Annotated in this window: 17 protein-coding genes and 1 tRNA gene; 9 read left to right on the forward strand and 9 right to left on the reverse strand. The window is 65.2% G+C overall.

From position 1 onward, the window contains the following. Positions 1-50: 50 nt before the first annotated feature. Positions 51-731 carry a UPF0158 family protein gene (locus tag KA712_09375; GenBank protein MCG5053156.1) on the forward strand — a complete coding sequence of 227 codons (681 nt, stop codon included), beginning with the start codon at positions 51-53 and terminating at the stop codon, positions 729-731. A 15-nt stretch (positions 732-746) separates the two neighbouring features. Here the strand turns inward: KA712_09375 and KA712_09380 are convergent, their stop codons facing one another. Then, the gene (locus KA712_09380; protein MCG5053157.1) at positions 747-1,631 is read right to left on the reverse strand and encodes a DUF429 domain-containing protein; all 885 of its coding nucleotides are present in this window, start codon (positions 1,629-1,631) and stop codon (positions 747-749) included. Between the two features lie 210 nt (positions 1,632-1,841). Between KA712_09380 and KA712_09385 the strand changes: the two genes are divergently transcribed. Together KA712_09385 and KA712_09390 are read left to right on the forward strand one after the other, a co-directional pair. Further along, positions 1,842-2,240, forward strand: coding sequence for an aspartate 1-decarboxylase (locus KA712_09385; GenBank protein ID MCG5053158.1), 399 nt, complete (start codon positions 1,842-1,844; stop codon positions 2,238-2,240). Between the two features lie 5 nt (positions 2,241-2,245). Continuing rightward, complete coding sequence (locus KA712_09390) at positions 2,246-2,566, forward strand: hypothetical protein (protein ID MCG5053159.1); 321 nt, start codon at positions 2,246-2,248, stop codon at positions 2,564-2,566. Positions 2,567-2,576: 10 nt separating this feature from the next. Here KA712_09390 and KA712_09395 read toward each other — a convergent pair whose 3' ends face one another. The 4 genes from KA712_09395 to KA712_09410 form a co-directional block, all read right to left on the reverse strand. Continuing rightward, positions 2,577-3,128, reverse strand: a complete 552-nt coding sequence (locus KA712_09395) for a hypothetical protein (GenBank protein ID MCG5053160.1) — start codon at positions 3,126-3,128, stop codon at positions 2,577-2,579. Continuing rightward, positions 3,125-3,580: a hypothetical protein gene (locus KA712_09400; GenBank protein MCG5053161.1), complete on the reverse strand. Its 456-nt coding sequence runs from the start codon at positions 3,578-3,580 to the stop codon at positions 3,125-3,127. Before KA712_09400 ends, KA712_09395 begins: the two co-directional genes overlap by 4 nt. 65 nt (positions 3,581-3,645) lie before the next feature. Continuing rightward, entirely contained in the window at positions 3,646-4,554 is a 909-nt protein-coding gene (locus KA712_09405) for a fatty acid desaturase (GenBank protein MCG5053162.1), read from the reverse strand. A gap of 98 nt (positions 4,555-4,652) precedes the next feature. After that, complete coding sequence (locus KA712_09410) at positions 4,653-5,552, reverse strand: sugar phosphate isomerase/epimerase (GenBank protein MCG5053163.1); 900 nt, start codon at positions 5,550-5,552, stop codon at positions 4,653-4,655. Between the two features lie 146 nt (positions 5,553-5,698). Between KA712_09410 and KA712_09415 the strand changes: the two genes are divergently transcribed. From KA712_09415 to KA712_09430, 4 genes are all read left to right on the forward strand, one after another. Next, on the forward strand, positions 5,699-6,385 hold the full coding sequence (locus KA712_09415) for a YkgJ family cysteine cluster protein (GenBank protein MCG5053164.1): 687 nt from the start codon (positions 5,699-5,701) through the stop codon (positions 6,383-6,385). A gap of 94 nt (positions 6,386-6,479) precedes the next feature. Then, positions 6,480-6,710, forward strand: a complete 231-nt coding sequence (locus tag KA712_09420; GenBank protein MCG5053165.1) for a hypothetical protein — start codon at positions 6,480-6,482, stop codon at positions 6,708-6,710. A 66-nt stretch (positions 6,711-6,776) separates the two neighbouring features. Further along, positions 6,777-9,128, forward strand: a complete 2,352-nt coding sequence (locus KA712_09425) for a phosphoketolase family protein (GenBank protein ID MCG5053166.1) — start codon at positions 6,777-6,779, stop codon at positions 9,126-9,128. 38 nt (positions 9,129-9,166) lie between these two features. Beyond that, complete coding sequence (locus tag KA712_09430) at positions 9,167-10,282, forward strand: acetate/propionate family kinase (GenBank protein ID MCG5053167.1); 1,116 nt, start codon at positions 9,167-9,169, stop codon at positions 10,280-10,282. Here the strand turns inward: KA712_09430 and KA712_09435 are convergent. Next, positions 10,279-11,556 (reverse strand): DEAD/DEAH box helicase, encoded by a 1,278-nt coding sequence (locus KA712_09435; GenBank protein MCG5053168.1) that lies wholly within the window; start codon positions 11,554-11,556, stop codon positions 10,279-10,281. The genes KA712_09430 and KA712_09435 overlap by 4 nt on opposite strands. 224 nt (positions 11,557-11,780) lie before the next feature. Here KA712_09435 and KA712_09440 point away from each other — a divergent pair, with 224 nt between their 5' ends. Then, complete coding sequence (locus KA712_09440; GenBank protein ID MCG5053169.1) at positions 11,781-12,731, forward strand: fatty acid desaturase; 951 nt, start codon at positions 11,781-11,783, stop codon at positions 12,729-12,731. A 31-nt stretch (positions 12,732-12,762) separates the two neighbouring features. Further along, positions 12,763-13,368, forward strand: a complete 606-nt coding sequence (locus KA712_09445) for a methyltransferase domain-containing protein (GenBank protein ID MCG5053170.1) — start codon at positions 12,763-12,765, stop codon at positions 13,366-13,368. Between the two features lie 12 nt (positions 13,369-13,380). On the opposite strand, the gene KA712_09450 is transcribed toward KA712_09445, so the two are convergent. The 3 genes from KA712_09450 to KA712_09460 form a co-directional block, all read right to left on the reverse strand. Continuing rightward, positions 13,381-13,463: transfer RNA gene (locus KA712_09450), tRNA-Leu, on the reverse strand. Positions 13,464-13,553: 90 nt separating this feature from the next. Beyond that, positions 13,554-14,627, reverse strand: a complete 1,074-nt coding sequence (locus tag KA712_09455; GenBank protein MCG5053171.1) for a DHH family phosphoesterase — start codon at positions 14,625-14,627, stop codon at positions 13,554-13,556. Between the two features lie 18 nt (positions 14,628-14,645). Beyond that, positions 14,646-15,296: a hypothetical protein gene (locus KA712_09460; protein MCG5053172.1), complete on the reverse strand. Its 651-nt coding sequence runs from the start codon at positions 15,294-15,296 to the stop codon at positions 14,646-14,648. Positions 15,297-15,385 lie beyond the last annotated feature (89 nt).

The raw sequence follows: 15,385 nt of genomic DNA on the forward strand, positions 1-15,385 counted from the left end.
GACAAATTCTTGGCCGCTCTCTGTGGGAGGAGGGCGACAGGAGTCAGAAAATGGCCATAACCGTCAATTGGAGCGATCTGGAGATTGCGTTCGAACGCAACTCGCCGGATCAAGAGAGCTTTTTGGACCTCGAGGCGGGCGACCTGCTCTCCATCACGGAGGGCGAGCCGGACGCACCGGCGCGTCGCGCGAAGGTTGCCGCGAACCCGGACCGCTACCTCCGGGTCGACCCGGCTTCGTCGCGGGAGCAGTACCGCTGGATGGAGCGTTTCGTCGGGTCGGTCGCGGACGACGCTTTGCGGGATCGCCTGCTCGTCGCCATCGACGGCAAGGGGGCGTTTCGCCGGTTCAAGGACGTCCTCCTCGCCTTCCCTGCCGAGCGGGAGCGATGGTTTTCCTACCGGTCGGACCTGCTGCACTTTCACATGCAGACCTGGGTCGAGCACATGAAGATCGAGACGGCGAACAGCCCCCCCTGGGGCCGCGTGGAGACGCCGGCCGAACCGACGACGCTGCCGAAGATGGCGGTGGCCGGCGAGGCCCCCGGTGAGATCCTGCGGCGCCAGGCGCGCGACCTGCTCGACGAGATCCCCGCGGCGGAGCTGCCCTCAGCGCTGGCCTTTCTCGAGTTCTTACGGGACCGGGGCGCCACGGTGCTTCTGCACCAGGCCCGCAGCGACGACGCCAACGACGAGCTCGACGCCAAGCCAGGCGCCGTGGCTATGCGCTGAAGCGCAAGCGGGCCCTCACGCGCCGCTCACATGGCGGGTGCGAGGGCCGGGGGCGTCTTCTTGTTGGCCGTCTTGCTGAGGCGTCGCTTCGGGTTCGGGCGGAACCCAGATCCATCCGTCTTCGCTGGGCAGATCGGCGAGATCGTCCGGTTTGCGCCACCCATCACGGGCCCACAAGAAGGCGGTCAGCGCGCAGATCACGGCGTCGAAGACGTGGTCGCTCTGCACGCACTCTTCACGCCACACCCCAGGTGCAAAGGCGAGCTCGCCCTCGAGCGCCGCCAAGATTGCCACGCGGGTTTCCCGCTCGCGGATGTGCCGCTTGTACGGTTTCGGGAGACGGAGCAGCGACACCGTGGCCTTCGGCAGCACCTCAATCAGGCTCTCGCCACGCTGGTGCGTGCCTGCAAGCGCCCTGGCCAGGTGCATCGCGCGCGCGGCCAGGGGCCCCGTGCTTTGGACCGGCGTTTCGTGGGGCAGCAGACTGCGCCTCCGGTGCAGGTAGACCTCGGTGGCTCTTTGCGTGTAGGGCGTGAGCACGGGCTTACCCCGGCGGTAGTCGCGGTGCGGGCTGACGGGGTCCGTGGCGAGGCGACGCATCACCCGAACGGCGGGGTCTTCGCACGCCTCCTGTCCCGGACACACGGGCACCTGACAACGCAGGCAGGCGGGCTGGCTCAGCGGTGCGTCGATCGCGACCACGCTCGGGGCGTCGTCGAACGACTGGATGAGTTGCACGAGGCGATCGTCGTACAGGGGCTTTTCGCCGAGGCGCGGCGCCACACGCTCCACCGTGGCGCCGCCGTGGCCGTTGCGGCTCAGCACGGCCACCGCCGTCTTCTTGCCCTTGCCGCCGCCGAGGTCGACGCCGATGAACCGTTGGAAAGGTTTTCCTCTCACTCTGCTCCGCAGCTCTTCCCCCGGAGGGAAAGGTCGTTGGGTGTTTTTCTGACCTTGCGGGATCCCCGTGTCCGAGTCAACCGAACCAGGCCCAAGGCGACGCCCTCCCTTCGCTGCGTGCCAGGCCGTTGACACGCGGACCGATTACGTCACGATAGAAAGATAGGACACCTCGCCTGGACCCGTCAGGGCCGGGACGAAAGGAACTCGATGAAACGCTCGCTCTTCAAATCCAAGCTGCACCGGGTGCGCGTCACCGACGCGAATTTGGCCTACGAGGGCTCTGTCACCATCGACGAAGACTTGATGGACGCTGCCGACATTCTCGCGTTCGAGCATGTGCACATCTGGAACGCCACCAACGGCAGCCGCCTCGAGACCTACGCTATCCCCGGTCCTCGGGGCTCGGGTGTGGTGTGCATCAACGGTGCTGCCGCTCGGCACGCTCAGCCCGGGGATGTGGCAATCATCGCCACGTTTGCGGAGGTCGACGAGTCGGCCGCGCGGACGTGGAAGCCCACCGTGGTGCTGGTGGACGAAAAAAACCGGATCGTGGTGGCCAATCACCAGGAACGACCCGGCCCGGCCTTACCGCTGGCCACCTCCTGAGTGCCATGCCCGCCGCACCCAACCGCCTCGACCTGCTTCGAGGCTTCATCGCCCAGCGCCCGAGCGACCCGTTTCCCCGCTACGCCTTGGCGCAGGAGCTGAAGAACGGCGGCGATCTGAACGCCGCCTGGGACGCCTACTCCGACCTGATGGCGCAGCATCCAGCCTACGTGCCGGCGTATTTTCACGCGGGGGGGGTGCTCGTGGCGCTCGGGCGGCGGGACGAGGCACGCACCGTATTCGAGCGCGGCGTGGCCCTCTGTGACCAGGTAGGCGACGGCAAGACGCGCGCCGAGCTGTTGGGCGCCCTGGCCGAGCTCGGCTGAACGGGCCGACTCAGCCGCCGACAGCCACGTCGGAGCTGTCCGCGTCGGGGCCGTTCGCGTCTTCTGCGCCCGCGTCCAGGCCGCCTGCGTCTGGAGCGTTGGCGTCGCCGCCCATGCCCGCGTCGGCGCTCTGGACGGCTTTGGCCACCACGCTCGCCTCGAGGTTGACGTTCGGCACGATGGCCACGGGGGCCGAGCTGCCACGCGCGAGGTCGACGCCGTTGAGATCCCGCATGATCGCCGTGAAAACCAGCTGGCCACGGCTCTCGTCGGTGCTGAACTCGGCCTTGCCAAGCTCGTAAGGCACGCTGTTCAAGGTGCACGGGAGGCTCACGAAGTCCGTGTCGTCGCCTTCCACGACCAGGACGCAGGAGGCAATCTTTCGCCTCAGCTCGTCAGGCACCGTGGCCCGGTCGATTGAGACCTGAACGGAAAAGTAGGCGTACTCAATCTCGCTCCCGCATCCTGCCAACGTCAATGCGGCCGCAAGCAGGCCCGAAAACAGCGAACACCGGTTGAGAGCGGCGTGGCAGCGAGAGTGTTTGGTCGTCGAAGAGCTCATGGTCGTCCGTCACCGAAGCAGGCAATCGTTCCCGGGGAGCAGGTGCGCGCGGGTGAGTCTTCGGGCTGGGCCGCCCAGATACCCAGGCCCACCGTCCCTCCCACGATGGCCGCCGTCAACGTCCAGAACCACCACGTCTTGAACACCGAGGGCTCCTCCTCGTCCATCGCCACCTGTTTTTTGACCGCCGGGCTTTGGTCGGCCTCGGGCTCGGCCGTCGGGCTCCCCAGGAGCAAGCCCGGGGTCTCGGCATCAGTGGCGGGAATGGGCATAGGCTCGGCGTCGCCCGCGGTCGCCGGATCCTCCACCGCCAACAGGGCACGCAGCGGAACCACCGCAGGATCGGCGACCGCAGGGCGCGCGGCCGACATCCCCAAAGCGAACACCACCACGGCCGCGGACCCGAGGGCCACCCCCGCGTCGAACCAGCGTCTCCGAGCTACGCGCGTCATCTCCCCAGCACTATAGGGCCACAGCTTGGCTTTGGCCAGAAGCGTGCACGAGCCCCCCCGAGGGCTCATCCGATGGCGGCGGTTTGCCCGGCTTCCGCCAGCGGCACGTCGGCCGTGGATAGAGACACGCTGGCTGGATTCTCGGGCAGCAACGTGCCGATCTGCTGGGTGCCGAAGCGGGGAAAGAGGGGCGCCAGCAGGTAGCACTTCGTGAAGTACCAAAACAGGCCCTTTTCGACGAGCCGCGGGTCGATGCGGGACTTGATGCGGTCGTGCACCTCCCGCAGTTCACTCCAGTGTGTGCCGGCGTTCTCGTGGTGCGCGGCGTGCAAGCCATTGTTGAACAGGAAAAAATTCACGAGATGCCCGGACCAGCTGCGCGAATGGTTATGCGGCGACCAGGGATCCGCGTGCACGTGTTGCTCGTAGTTGAAGAGCATGATGGTCCAAAGCGCGAACAGCGCTGGAAAGAGCGTGGCGCACGCCCACACCCACAGGCCTCGCTTCCACCCGTGCAGGGCCACGCCGAAGCTGGCCGTGGCGAGGGCGGCCGTTCCCCATACGGCGTACTGAAAGAGGATCTCGCGATACAGCCGGCGGTTCCCCTCGCGCGCCTTCCGGATGAAAGTCTTGATGGGCTCGCTCTGCCAGTAGCTGGACACGAAGAAGTAGGTGACCGCCGTGAACAGATCGTGGGTGTTGCGGTAGCGCCAGGTGATGGTGGCGTCTCCCGGTCGGTTCACATACTTGTGATGGTTCATGTTGTGGGTGGGAATCCACGCGAACGTGGGGTACCCGTAGAACAACGACAGCCACAGGCTGAACCATCGATTGAGCCGACGGCTCTTGAAGGTGGTGCAGTGGTTGTGGTTGTGCGCGATGACGCCCGCGCTCAACGCCAAGTAGCAGCCCACAGGGAAAAGATAGGCGATCCACTCTGGCCGCAGATACTGGGCGAGGGCCACGGCCGGCATCAGGGCGGCCCACAACAGGGTTCGGTAGTCGGACGGTCGACGAAGCCACATGGGTGCGCGCATCCTAGCTCAGGTGGGTTGTACCGGCGGCGCTTTCTTCACGGCGTGGGCTTGGGAACACGGCTTGCGGCTAGCAGATCCTGGAGCATGGCGATCGTCTTGGGAGCCACCTCGTCGAACTGGGGCTCGTCGTTCGCTTCCACGCTGACCCCGCCTCGGTAGCCGATCTTCCGCAAGGTCTCGAAGAGCATGGCGTAATTCGCCTCGTCCGGCGTGCGAGGGAAGGAGCGATCCGGGGCCGCGATGTGCACGTGCTTGAGGCGCTTGCCGGCCCGCAAGATGACGTCGAATCCCTCGTTTTCCTTGAGCATGTGGTAGTAGTCGACCATCAGTGCAAAGTTTGGGCGGTCCACCGCTGCGACGTAGTCGAGCGCTTCGGCGGCGGTATTGAAAATGTTCGTTTCCCCCCGGTTCAAGGGCTCGACCGCGATCGTAATGCCGTGCTTCTTGGCTTCGGCTGCTGCGCGCCTGCCGAAGTCGATCAGCTGGTAGAGTGCTTGGTCACGAGGAAATCCGTCGGGCAGCTTGCGAGCGCCTCCGCTGCCGAACACGACCGTCTTGACCCCCAGCTGCTTCGCCCGGGACAACGCCACGGTGATGTACGCATTTTGGATGTCCAGGTTCGCTTCGGGCCCTACCAGCTTTATGTCGCTCGGAACGAAGCTGTTCGAGACGGGTACCTTCACGCCCAGCTGCTTGACCTCTTTGCGCAAGGCCGCGAATTCGGTGTCGCTCAGGCGGGCGTAGCGTTGCACGCCGATCTCGAAAAAGGCGAACCCGGCCTGCTTCGTGGCCGCGAGGTGGTTCACCGGCGTGCACCGTCCCACCACGATCGTGTCTCGTGGAGGCGCCGCGCTCGCGGAGCTGCCTGCCAACGTGACGAAAGCGGCCAGCAAGGAGGCGCGATGGGCAAAAGCTGAAACGAATGGCTTGCTCATGGGGGCAGGCTAGCCGCTTTGCTGCGTCTTGCCCACCCCGAAGCCGCACAGGGGAGCCGCGGGCCGTCGCGGGGCCGGGAGAAGTGCCAGAACTCGCGTCAGAGGGTGCCGACACCATCCACCGGGTGTGCCATGCTCCGCCCCTCGTGACCGTCGTCCGCCTTCCCCTTCTGCCTTCCGAAGGCATGGTTTCGAGGGCGGCGGCATCGGGGGCCGTGACCCGTCCCGGCCCTCCGGGCGCGGAGTGGCTAGACTTCCACTGTACGGATTGCGGTAACTGCTGCACCCAGACGTTGGTACCCATCACCGCCGACGATCTGTGGCAGGTTTGCCGAGGTACGGGGCTGGCTCCGGGACGGGTGGCCTCGTTTCAGCCAACGAGCCGCTTCGATGACGGCGGTGAAGGGTTGCCGGTGGTGCAGCTCGATGAGGGGCGGCGGGTGATGTGCCTCGCTCGCCAGCCTGCGGGAGCTTACGACGACCTGTGCGGGTTCCATCAGGAAGGGCGGTGCTCCGTGTACGAGCATCGGCCGGTGACCTGCCGCCTGTTTCCGTTCGTCGTGTCACTCGACCCGGAGACGGGTGAGATCGACGAGCTCACGATGAGCGGGCGCGTTGAATGCGTTTACGAACGAACGGGAGACGTGCAGCTCGAACAGCTGAAGGAGCAAGCTTCCATCGAGATGTCTCGCGATGCGCGCTTTTCCGAGCTCGTCGCGCTGTGGAACCGGCGTCATCCGGGAGGAACGCGCAAAGCCTTCTTCAAGTTCTTGAGGGAGTACGCCCCGGAGCCCGTCCGGGACGGAGCCTTGCTCGAGGGCGGTGGGCGATAGCGCCCTCCTCGTTGGCCGTGGCGCTTCGAGCTGGCGCAGGTGCCCTTGCGACGGGGCTCTCTGCATGCCACATGCACTGAGGGGGATTGCTGACATGCGGGCACTTGGGGCGGTGGCAACGGAGCTGGGAAAAGGCTCGATGGCGGGCATGGTGGGCACGGCAGCGATCACGATCGCGAGCACGCTCGAAAAGAAAGTGAGAGGGCGCCCTGCGAGCGACGCTCCGGCCGGGTCCGACCTGGTGAACCACGCCGTCTACGCCGCGGCCACCGACACCGCGTACCGGTGGTTGAGCCGCTCGCAGGGGAAGCCCGGCGCTCATTGAACCTGAGTAGGCCCTTGACGTGCGGGCTTGGCGTTGCTCTTCGCAAGGCCGGGCAGGAGTATGCATATGACGAAGCTTGGTGAGAACGAACTCATCCACCTCGATGCGTGGTGGCGTGCAGCGAACTATCTATCGGTGGGGCAAATCTACCTGCTCAGCAACGCCCTCCTGCGGAGGCCCCTCGAACGGGAACACATCAAGCCACGGCTGCTTGGCCACTGGGGGACCACGCCCGGCTTGAACTTCATCTATGCTCACTGCAACCGGGTGATCCGCACGGGCGATCTCGACATGATCTATGTCACGGGGCCCGGGCACGGGGGTCCCGCCCTGGTGGCCAATGCCTATCTCGAGGGAACGTACAGTGAGGTTTATCCCGAGATCTCACGGGACGAGGCGGGACTCGATCGGTTGTTCAAGCAGTTCTCCTTTCCAGGGGGGATCCCAAGCCACGTGGCGCCTGAAACACCGGGCTCGATTCACGAAGGCGGAGAGCTTGGCTACGCGCTTTCCCATGCCTATGGCGCGGTCTTCGACAACCCTGAGCTCATCGCCTGTTGCGTGATAGGTGATGGCGAGGCTGAAACAGGGCCCCTGGCCACGAGTTGGCATTCGAACAAATTCCTCAATCCGATTCGTGATGGGGCCGTCTTGCCCGTTCTTCACTTGAACGGCTACAAAATTGCGGGACCCGCTGTGTTTGCGCGCATACCGCGAGACGAGCTGACCAGTTTTCTGCGCGGCTGCGGGCACGCTCCTCGCTTCGTGGAGGGCAGCGAACCACACGCCTTGCACCAGCACATGGCCGAGGTGCTCGATGACTGCATCGCCGACATCAAGCGCTTTCAGGCTGAGGCTCGCGCCTCGGGACAGGCCCGGCGTCCCCTGTGGCCGGCGATCGTACTCGCAACGCCCAAAGGGTGGACGGGCCCCGCGGAGGTGGATGGTCGTTCTGTCGAGGGCACAGCCCGATCGCACCAGGTTCCCATCGCCGGTATGACGAAACCCGAGCACGTTCATCAACTCGAGGCGTGGATGAGGCGTTACCGTCCCGATGAGCTCTTCGACGAGGCGGGACGGTTGCGCCCGGAGATTGCCGAGCTGGCGCCGAAGGGGCAGCGACGCATGAGCGCCAACCCGCACGCCAACGGGGGCGAACTCTTGTGCGACCTGCATCTGCCCGACTTTCGCGCCTTCGCCGTGTCGGTGCCTTCGCCGGGTGAGTCCGTGGCCGAGGCCACCCGTGTTCAAGGCACCTTCATGAGGGACGTCGTGAAGCTGAACCAGGACAACTTCCGCATCTTTAGCCCTGATGAGACGGCGTCGAACCGTTGGGGTGACGTATTCCAGGTGACGGAACGCGTGTTGGTCGCCGAGCTGCGCCCCGGGGACGAGCACGTGGGCCCCGAGGGTCGTGTCATGGAGATGTTGAGCGAGCATCAGTGCCAGGGTTGGCTTGAAGGTTATTTGCTGACCGGGCGCCACGGGTTCTTTTCCTGTTACGAGGCCTTCATTCACATCGTGGACTCCATGTTCAACCAGCACGCCAAGTGGTTGAAGGTCACGCGGCACATTCCCTGGCGCCGCCCGATTGCCTCGCTGAACTACCTGCTGACGTCCCACGTGTGGCGCCAAGATCACAATGGCTTTTCGCACCAAGACCCTGGATTCATCGATCACGTCGTCAACAAGAAGTCGGAGGTCATCAGGGTCTACCTGCCGCCCGATGCCAATACTCTGTTGTCGGTCACCGACCACTGCATGCGGAGTCGCAACTACGTCAACGTAATCGTTGCAGGAAAACAGCCAATGCCCCAGTGGCTCACCATGGAGCAGGCCATCAAGCACTGTACGATGGGTATCGGGATATGGGAGTGGGCCAGCAACGATCACGACGTGGAGCCCGATGTGGTGATGGCTTGCTGTGGCGATGTCCCCACCCTCGAGACTCTGGCCGCCGTGGGCATCCTCCGCGACTTGGTCCCCCATGTTCACGTGCGGGTGGTGAACGTCGTGGATTTGATGCGCTTGCAGCCCGACACGGAGCACCCGCATGGTCTGTCCGATCGTGACTTCGACATGCTGTTCACGAGGGACAAACCCATCATCTTCGCGTTCCACGGATACCCTTGGCTGATTCACCGCCTCACCTACAGGCGTACGAATCACCACAACCTGCACGTGCGGGGCTACAAGGAAGAGGGCACAACCACCACGCCCTTCGACATGACCGTATTGAACGACATCGATCGCTTCCACTTGGTCAGCGACGTGGCCGCGCGCGTTCCTGCCGTGGGGCCGCGGGCGGCACACCTTGGACAAGCCATGCAAGAAAAGCGGATCGAGCACAAAGCCTACACCCGCCGCATCGGTGACGACCTTCCCGAGGTGAAAAACTGGAAATGGAAGCCCCGGTAGTCGGCCCGCAGGCGCGATCCACAAAGAGAGGGGGCGTGATGAACCAAGCACTCATCTTGAATGCAGGCTCGAGCAGCCTGAAGTGGGCTGTGCTGGACTTCGAGGGTGAGATCAAGGCACGGGGAAACGAGCGCTGGCGCTCCGAAGGGGCGCGCGCGCAGGCAGAGCAGATTAAAGATGTTTTGCATCGGGCGCCCTCCTTCGACGTGGTGGGGCACCGCTTCGTCCACGGCGGGCTGCGGTTTCGGGCACCGGCTCGCCTCGACGCCGACGCACGCGCGGCTCTGCACGAGCTCCTGCCGCTGGATCCTCTGCACATGACCCCTGCGCTCGCAGGCCTGAGCGCGGTCACGCAGGCTTTTCCCACGGCGCCCCAAGTGGCCAGCTTCGACACCGCCTTCCATGCCCAAATGCCCAGGGCGGCGGCGGGGTACGCCTTGCCCTCCGGGTGGAGCGAACGTTGGGGCCTCGTGCGCTTTGGGTTTCACGGGCTGAGCGTCAGCCATGCCGTCGAACGGGTGGGGGAGCTCCTGGGCGGGGTTCCCCCGCGTCTGGTGGTTTGTCACCTGGGCGGGGGCTGCTCGGTCACGGCCGTGGACAAGGGACGCTCGAGCGATACGTCGATGGGCTTCTCTCCGCTCGAAGGCATGATGATGGGCACACGTTGCGGATCGGTGGATCCGGGCCTTCTCCTGTTCCTTCTCCGCCGATGCGACGTGACGCCGGGCGAACTCGAAGACGCGCTGACGAACCGCTCGGGGCTGCTCGGTGTCTCGGGCGTCTCGTCGGATCTGCGCGAGGTCCGGGCCGCGGCCCTCGAGGGCTCGGCCCCGGCGCGGCTGGCCTGTGACCGGTTTGCTCTCTCGTTGCGCCGCAGTGTGGGGGCGATGGTGGCGGTGCTGGGGGGGGTCGATGCGATCGTGTTTACCGGGGGCATCGGCGAAAACGACGCCGAGGTGCGCGAAGATACCGCCGCCGCCCTCGCGTTCGCCGGGCTCGAGCTCGATGCCGTGCGAAACCGCCAGGGCCGCGGAGATCGGGAGATCTCGAGCGAAGAGACCCTCGTGCGCGCGTTCGTCATCGAAGCCCGGGAGGACCTCGCCGTGCTGCACGACGTGCGGACGCTCACCGAGGCTTCCGCCTCGGCTGACTAGGGCGAACGCCGCGCGCCAGAGGAAGAGCCACCGCGGCGAGGGCCGGGACGGCCCGCAGGCCGGCGTCCCCCACGGTTGAAGCCCCCGGGGCGGTTCGGGCGGGGACCCGCGCTCGGCGGGCCCTCTGCCTCGGCGACAGAGGGTGTGCGGGGCGGGAAAGGATGAGAGTCGTCCCGCGGAATGCGCAGGCCGATGAGACGCTCGATATCGTTCAAGTAGGGGCGCTCCTCTGTGTCGACCAGGGTGAAGGCCGAGCCTGAAGCGCCGGCCCGTCCGGTGCGGCCGATGCGGTGCACGTACGTCTCGGGCTCGTTCGGTACGTCGTAGTTCACCACGTGGGTGACGCCGTCGACGTCGATGCCGCGCGCCGCGATGTCGGTGGCCACCAGCACGGGAATGCTGCCGCTTCGGAATCCCTCGAGGGCCCGCGTCCGTGCGCCCTGCGATTTGTTCCCATGGATGGCTGCTGCGTTCATCCCGGCTTTTTCCAGCAGCCCCACGACGCGGTTGGCGCCGTGCTTCGTGCGGCTGAACACGATCGTTCGTTTCCAGGCGTCCTGGCCGAGGAGGAAGAGCAGCAGGCGCGTTTTGTTGGCCTTGTCAGTGAAGAGAACGCGCTGCTCGACCGTCTCCACGGTGGAAGATACGGGCGTCACGGTGACCTGGGCAGGGTTGGTAAGGAGCCCCGAAGCCAAACGGCCAATCTCGGGCGGCATCGTCGCCGAGAAAAACAAAGTTTGGCGCTTTTTGGGCAAAGCCGCGATGATGCGCCGAACGTCCGGCAGAAAGCCCATGTCGAGCATGCGATCGGCTTCGTCCAGGACGAAGATCTCCAGATCGGAAAGCGAAACGAGCCGGCGTTGCAAAAGGTCGAGCAGCCGCCCTGGGGTGGCCACCAGGACATCGACCCCCTTGCGCAGCTCTGCGATCTGCGGCTTTTCGCTCACGCCTCCAAAGATGACCGTGTGGTAAAGGTCGAGCTTTTTTCCGTAGGTGCTGAGGCTCTCACCGATCTGGGCAGCCAACTCGCGCGTCGGCGTGAGGACAAGGGCCCGCATCTTGGGGTTGTCACCCGCCACGGCATCAATACGCTGCAGGATGGGCAGGACGAACGCGGCGGTCTTCCCGGTGCCGGTTTGGGCGCAGCCCAGCACGTCACGGCCCAGAAGGGCGGGGGGAATGGCTTGGGCCTGGATCGGCGTGGGAACGGTGTACCCGGCCTCCTTGACCGCGTCGAGGAGAGGGTTTATCAGCGCGAGACTCGAAAAAGACACACGATTGGGTCCCACAGTTTCGCGGGGAAGTACAGGACATTCGGTGCCGGCAAGCCTGAGCGCTGCGCCGTCCGGGTGTGGTGCCTCAGCGGTCCAGGTGAGCGGAAGGGCGAAGATTGTTCCGAAATTTCGCTTTGCTCCTGCTTTGTCACGGTTTGGTCATGATTCGTTCATGGTGACGGGATTGCCGAGCCGGCAGCGTGGGGATCCGGCATGTTCGATCTATGTCTCCTCGTCAAACATCGTCCGTCGACTGGACGAATCTGGTCTTTTTGGCCGCCGTCCATTTGGTCGGTGTCGTGGGAAGTGCGCTTTACCTCGTGCTTGCGAGGCCCAGCATTGCACTCCTGGCCCTGGCGGCCGTGAGCACCGTCGTCACCATCTTCGCGATCTCGGCGGGTTACCATCGTCTTTTCTCACACCGCGCCTACGAGGCTCACCCGCTGGTCCGGCTCTTCTTTCTGATTTTCGGTGCCTCTGCTTTTCAAACGTCGGCGCTGACCTGGTCGGCGAACCATCGCAGACACCACGCGCGCACCGACACGCCTGACGACCCCTACAGTGTGCGCAGGGGGTTCTGGCACGCACACGTGGGCTGGGTGCTCGAGATGACCCCTTCACCGCTCGACGCGACACCCGCTCGCGATCTGCAGGCCGATCCGCTCGTCCGTTGGCAGCATCGTCACTTCGTTCTGATTGCGGCACTGGCCGCCTTCGGCTTGCCCCTCCTGGCCGGGGTGGCGCTCGGAGACGTATGGGGGGGGCTGTTGCTGGTGGGCTTCGGCCGCCTGGTCTTCGTCTATCAGGTCACCTTCGCGGTCAACTCGTTGGCGCACCGCTTGGGAAGTCAGCCTTACTCGAACCGAGAGAGTTCGCGCGACAGCTTCTGGTGCGCGCTCGTCACCATGGGCGAGGGCTACCACAATTATCACCACACCTTTCCCGGCGACTACCGCAACGGTGTGCGGAGCTATCACTTCGATCCCACCAAGTGGATCGTTTACTCCCTGAGCAAGGTGGGCTTGGCGAGGAACTTGCGCCGCACCCCCGCCAAGGCCATCGAGAGGGCCAGGGCGCGTATGCGGGCGCAGCACCAGCCAGCCGCCCCCCAGCGCTCGCTGCTTGCCGAGCTGACGGCCGACGCGCAGATGGCGCCGTCATCGTCCACGAGCTAACCCAAGCCGCGCGCTTCGACATACATCGCACATGACCGATCTCTTTGCCGACAAAGCCGCTGACTGGGATACGCGTCCGCTTCCTCAACGCATCTCTGCGGGGGTGAGTGCGGCCCTGCTCGCGCGGGTGCCGCTCGAGCCTGACCAGACCGTGCTCGACTTCGGTGCGGGTACGGGCCTTTTGACGGGAGCGATCGCGCCCAAGGTCGGGTCTGTGTTCGCGGTCGACACATCGCCCGCGATGCTCGCGCAGCTCACGGCCAAGCTGGCGTCCTCCGGCAAGGTCGAGCCCGTGTGCCAGGATCTCCTTGCAGCCCCCCTTGGCCGGCGCGTGGATCTCATCATCAGCGCGATGGCCATGCACCACGTGCAAGACACCGCGGCGCTGCTGCGCACGTTCTTCGAGCACCTGGTTCCCGGCGGCCGGGTGGCGTTGGCCGACCTGGATCGGGAGCCGGGCGACTTCCACCCACCGGAGGTGGAGGGGGTCTTTCATCACGGCTTCGACCGTGACGCGTTCACGGCTCTGTTGCGGCAGGCCGGCTTTACCGACGTGCACTTCGACACCGCCTGCAGCGTCGACAAGGACGAACGGAGCTACGCCATTTTCCTGGTCACCGCCGTTCGGCCGCAGTAAGCGCGTGCCTTGTGCCGGAGGAGAGACTCGAACTCTCAAACCCTTGCGAGTGGCGGATTTTGAATCCGCTGCGTATACCATTTCGCCACTCCGGCTGAGTGGAAGGGAACCGATGGTAGCGCGGAAGGTCGCGGCCGTCGAGGGGTCAAATGCGAACGAAAAACGTCCGCGTGAAATCCCCTCTTTCAGCCCGTGACCAGCCGCTGGCCGGACTCCCGCGGGCGTCCAAGAGCCTCTTGCAGACGCCCCACCAGCACGTCGAAGGTGGCCTGCAGGTCCTCGGCCGAGGACACCAGACGGTGGAGGCTCCCGCCTGCCATCGTGCCGTGGCCGCCGGCGGCGCCCTCGCGGTCGATGATGCGGCGAATGAGCCCCCCTGCACGCGTGTCGTCGACCTCTGTGCGCAGCGAGACGTAGACCTTGCCGCGGTAGCGGCCCGCGCACAGAGCAAAGCGCGCACCATCGAAGGTGAGCAGCATGTCGGCGATCTCGGCCACCAGGTCCGGGTAGAAGAGCTCGTCGAGGTTCGCCACCACCAGGTCGCCGTAGGTCTTCGCCGACCTCACCGCGCGATCCAGCGCCACGAAGTGCTCCTTGGGCACCTTCGGATGGCAGACGCGGTAGAGCTGGTCGTGATCCACCAGGGACACGAGGTGAAGGTAGGCGGCGCGCTCGGCCTCCGTGGCCTCGCGGCCGAGATCGCGCGTCTCGGTCTTCAACGCGTAAAACAAAGCCGTGGCGAGCCGCTCATCCAGCGGCACGGCGCGCTCTCGTAAGTACTGCAGCACGATGGTCGACGTTGCACCCAGCTCGGGCCGAATGTCGCACCAGGGAGCCAAGGCCGTTTCGCGCGCGGGATGGTGGTCGACGATCACGTCGGCGCTACGGCCTTTGGGAAGGCTGTTGTTGCCGGTCCCGGGCTGGCTGTCGACGATGGCGAGCGTGTCGAACGCGTCGGTGTCGAGGCTGTGAAGCGGAACCAACGGGATTTGGAGCTGCTCCACCATGGCCCGGTTTTCTGCCCTGCCCACGATGCCCGCCAGAACCAGCGTGACCCGGGCTCCCAGCTCCGCTTCGAACAGGCGTCCCAATCCCAGCGCGGCCGCCATGGAATCAGGGTCGGGGTTGTCGTGCATGAACACGCCCACCGAGCGGCGGCCAGAGAGCCCTGCAAGGGCGCGCGTCAGGTCGAACTGCATCCGTCCCCCCAACCCCATGGGAACGGTGATTTCGGTGGTGGCGGTGAGGTCAGTTTTCATGTCGAGCGATTCTGCGGTTCAGGGCAGGGGGCGGATGCTCAGGTTGTCGAAACGCACCTCGGTTTCCCAGTTGTTGAACCCGAAGTATTCGTTGCCGCTCCCCTCCAAAGGTTGCGGGTCCGCGTACGAGAGGAACGGTTCTCCATCGACCTTCCAGTCGATCGTGCCGTCCTTACGCGTGATGGTGAAGTGGTACGAGCGTCCCGGCTCCACCCGTTTGTCGGCCCGCTGGGCCTTGACGCCATCGTTGTGCTCGTTTTGGCGGGCGATGATGCTGAGCGAGTTGCGCCACCCGCCGAAGATCAGAACGTATCCCGTGGCGATATAGCTGTTTCCGTCCGGATCGAATGATTCGCCGTCGCCCCAGACCTCGACTTTGATGTCCCCGTTCGGGGTTTGGGCCACAGCATCGAGCTCGATGACGGCGTTGCGAGGCAGCCGCTTTCGAAGCCAGAGAGGGTGATTGCGTGCGCCCTTGGCGGACAATTTGCCTTCGACCAAGGTGTAGCCTCCGCCGGTGTCGTGCCACACGGGAGCCACTTCGGCCTGGTTGAACGATTCAACGAAAGGCGCCTCGATCTGGGGCACCTTCGCCTTACAGGCCGCAAGGCCCGCAGCGAACAACGCCAAACGCAGCAGCGAAGCGGGTCCATGCCCGTCACGAAACACGAGAGTCAACCTACCCCCCCTTCCCAGGGGGGGCAATACCCCGCGACGTTACAGCCAGGGAACCCCCGGGTATGTGAGTGTGGGTCAAG

This window comes from Myxococcales bacterium (genome assembly GCA_022184915.1).
Classification (GTDB): Bacteria; Myxococcota_A; Polyangia; order Fen-1088; family Fen-1088; genus JAGTJU01.

Coding starts and splice junctions, on each gene's coding strand:
- KA712_09420 (MCG5053165.1), top strand. CDS start 6,480: ATGCGGGCACTTGGGGCGGTGGCAACGGAGCTGGGAAAAGGCTCGATG.
- KA712_09410 (MCG5053163.1), bottom strand. CDS start 5,552: ATGAGCAAGCCATTCGTTTCAGCTTTTGCCCATCGCGCCTCCTTGCTG.
- KA712_09395 (MCG5053160.1), bottom strand. CDS start 3,128: ATGAGCTCTTCGACGACCAAACACTCTCGCTGCCACGCCGCTCTCAAC.
- KA712_09405 (MCG5053162.1), bottom strand. CDS start 4,554: ATGCCGGCCGTGGCCCTCGCCCAGTATCTGCGGCCAGAGTGGATCGCC.
- KA712_09430 (MCG5053167.1), top strand. CDS start 9,167: ATGAACCAAGCACTCATCTTGAATGCAGGCTCGAGCAGCCTGAAGTGG.
- KA712_09400 (MCG5053161.1), bottom strand. CDS start 3,580: ATGACGCGCGTAGCTCGGAGACGCTGGTTCGACGCGGGGGTGGCCCTC.
- KA712_09445 (MCG5053170.1), top strand. CDS start 12,763: ATGACCGATCTCTTTGCCGACAAAGCCGCTGACTGGGATACGCGTCCG.
- KA712_09455 (MCG5053171.1), bottom strand. CDS start 14,627: ATGAAAACTGACCTCACCGCCACCACCGAAATCACCGTTCCCATGGGG.
- KA712_09425 (MCG5053166.1), top strand. CDS start 6,777: ATGACGAAGCTTGGTGAGAACGAACTCATCCACCTCGATGCGTGGTGG.
- KA712_09385 (MCG5053158.1), top strand. CDS start 1,842: ATGAAACGCTCGCTCTTCAAATCCAAGCTGCACCGGGTGCGCGTCACC.
- KA712_09440 (MCG5053169.1), top strand. CDS start 11,781: ATGTCTCCTCGTCAAACATCGTCCGTCGACTGGACGAATCTGGTCTTT.
- KA712_09375 (MCG5053156.1), top strand. CDS start 51: ATGGCCATAACCGTCAATTGGAGCGATCTGGAGATTGCGTTCGAACGC.
- KA712_09390 (MCG5053159.1), top strand. CDS start 2,246: ATGCCCGCCGCACCCAACCGCCTCGACCTGCTTCGAGGCTTCATCGCC.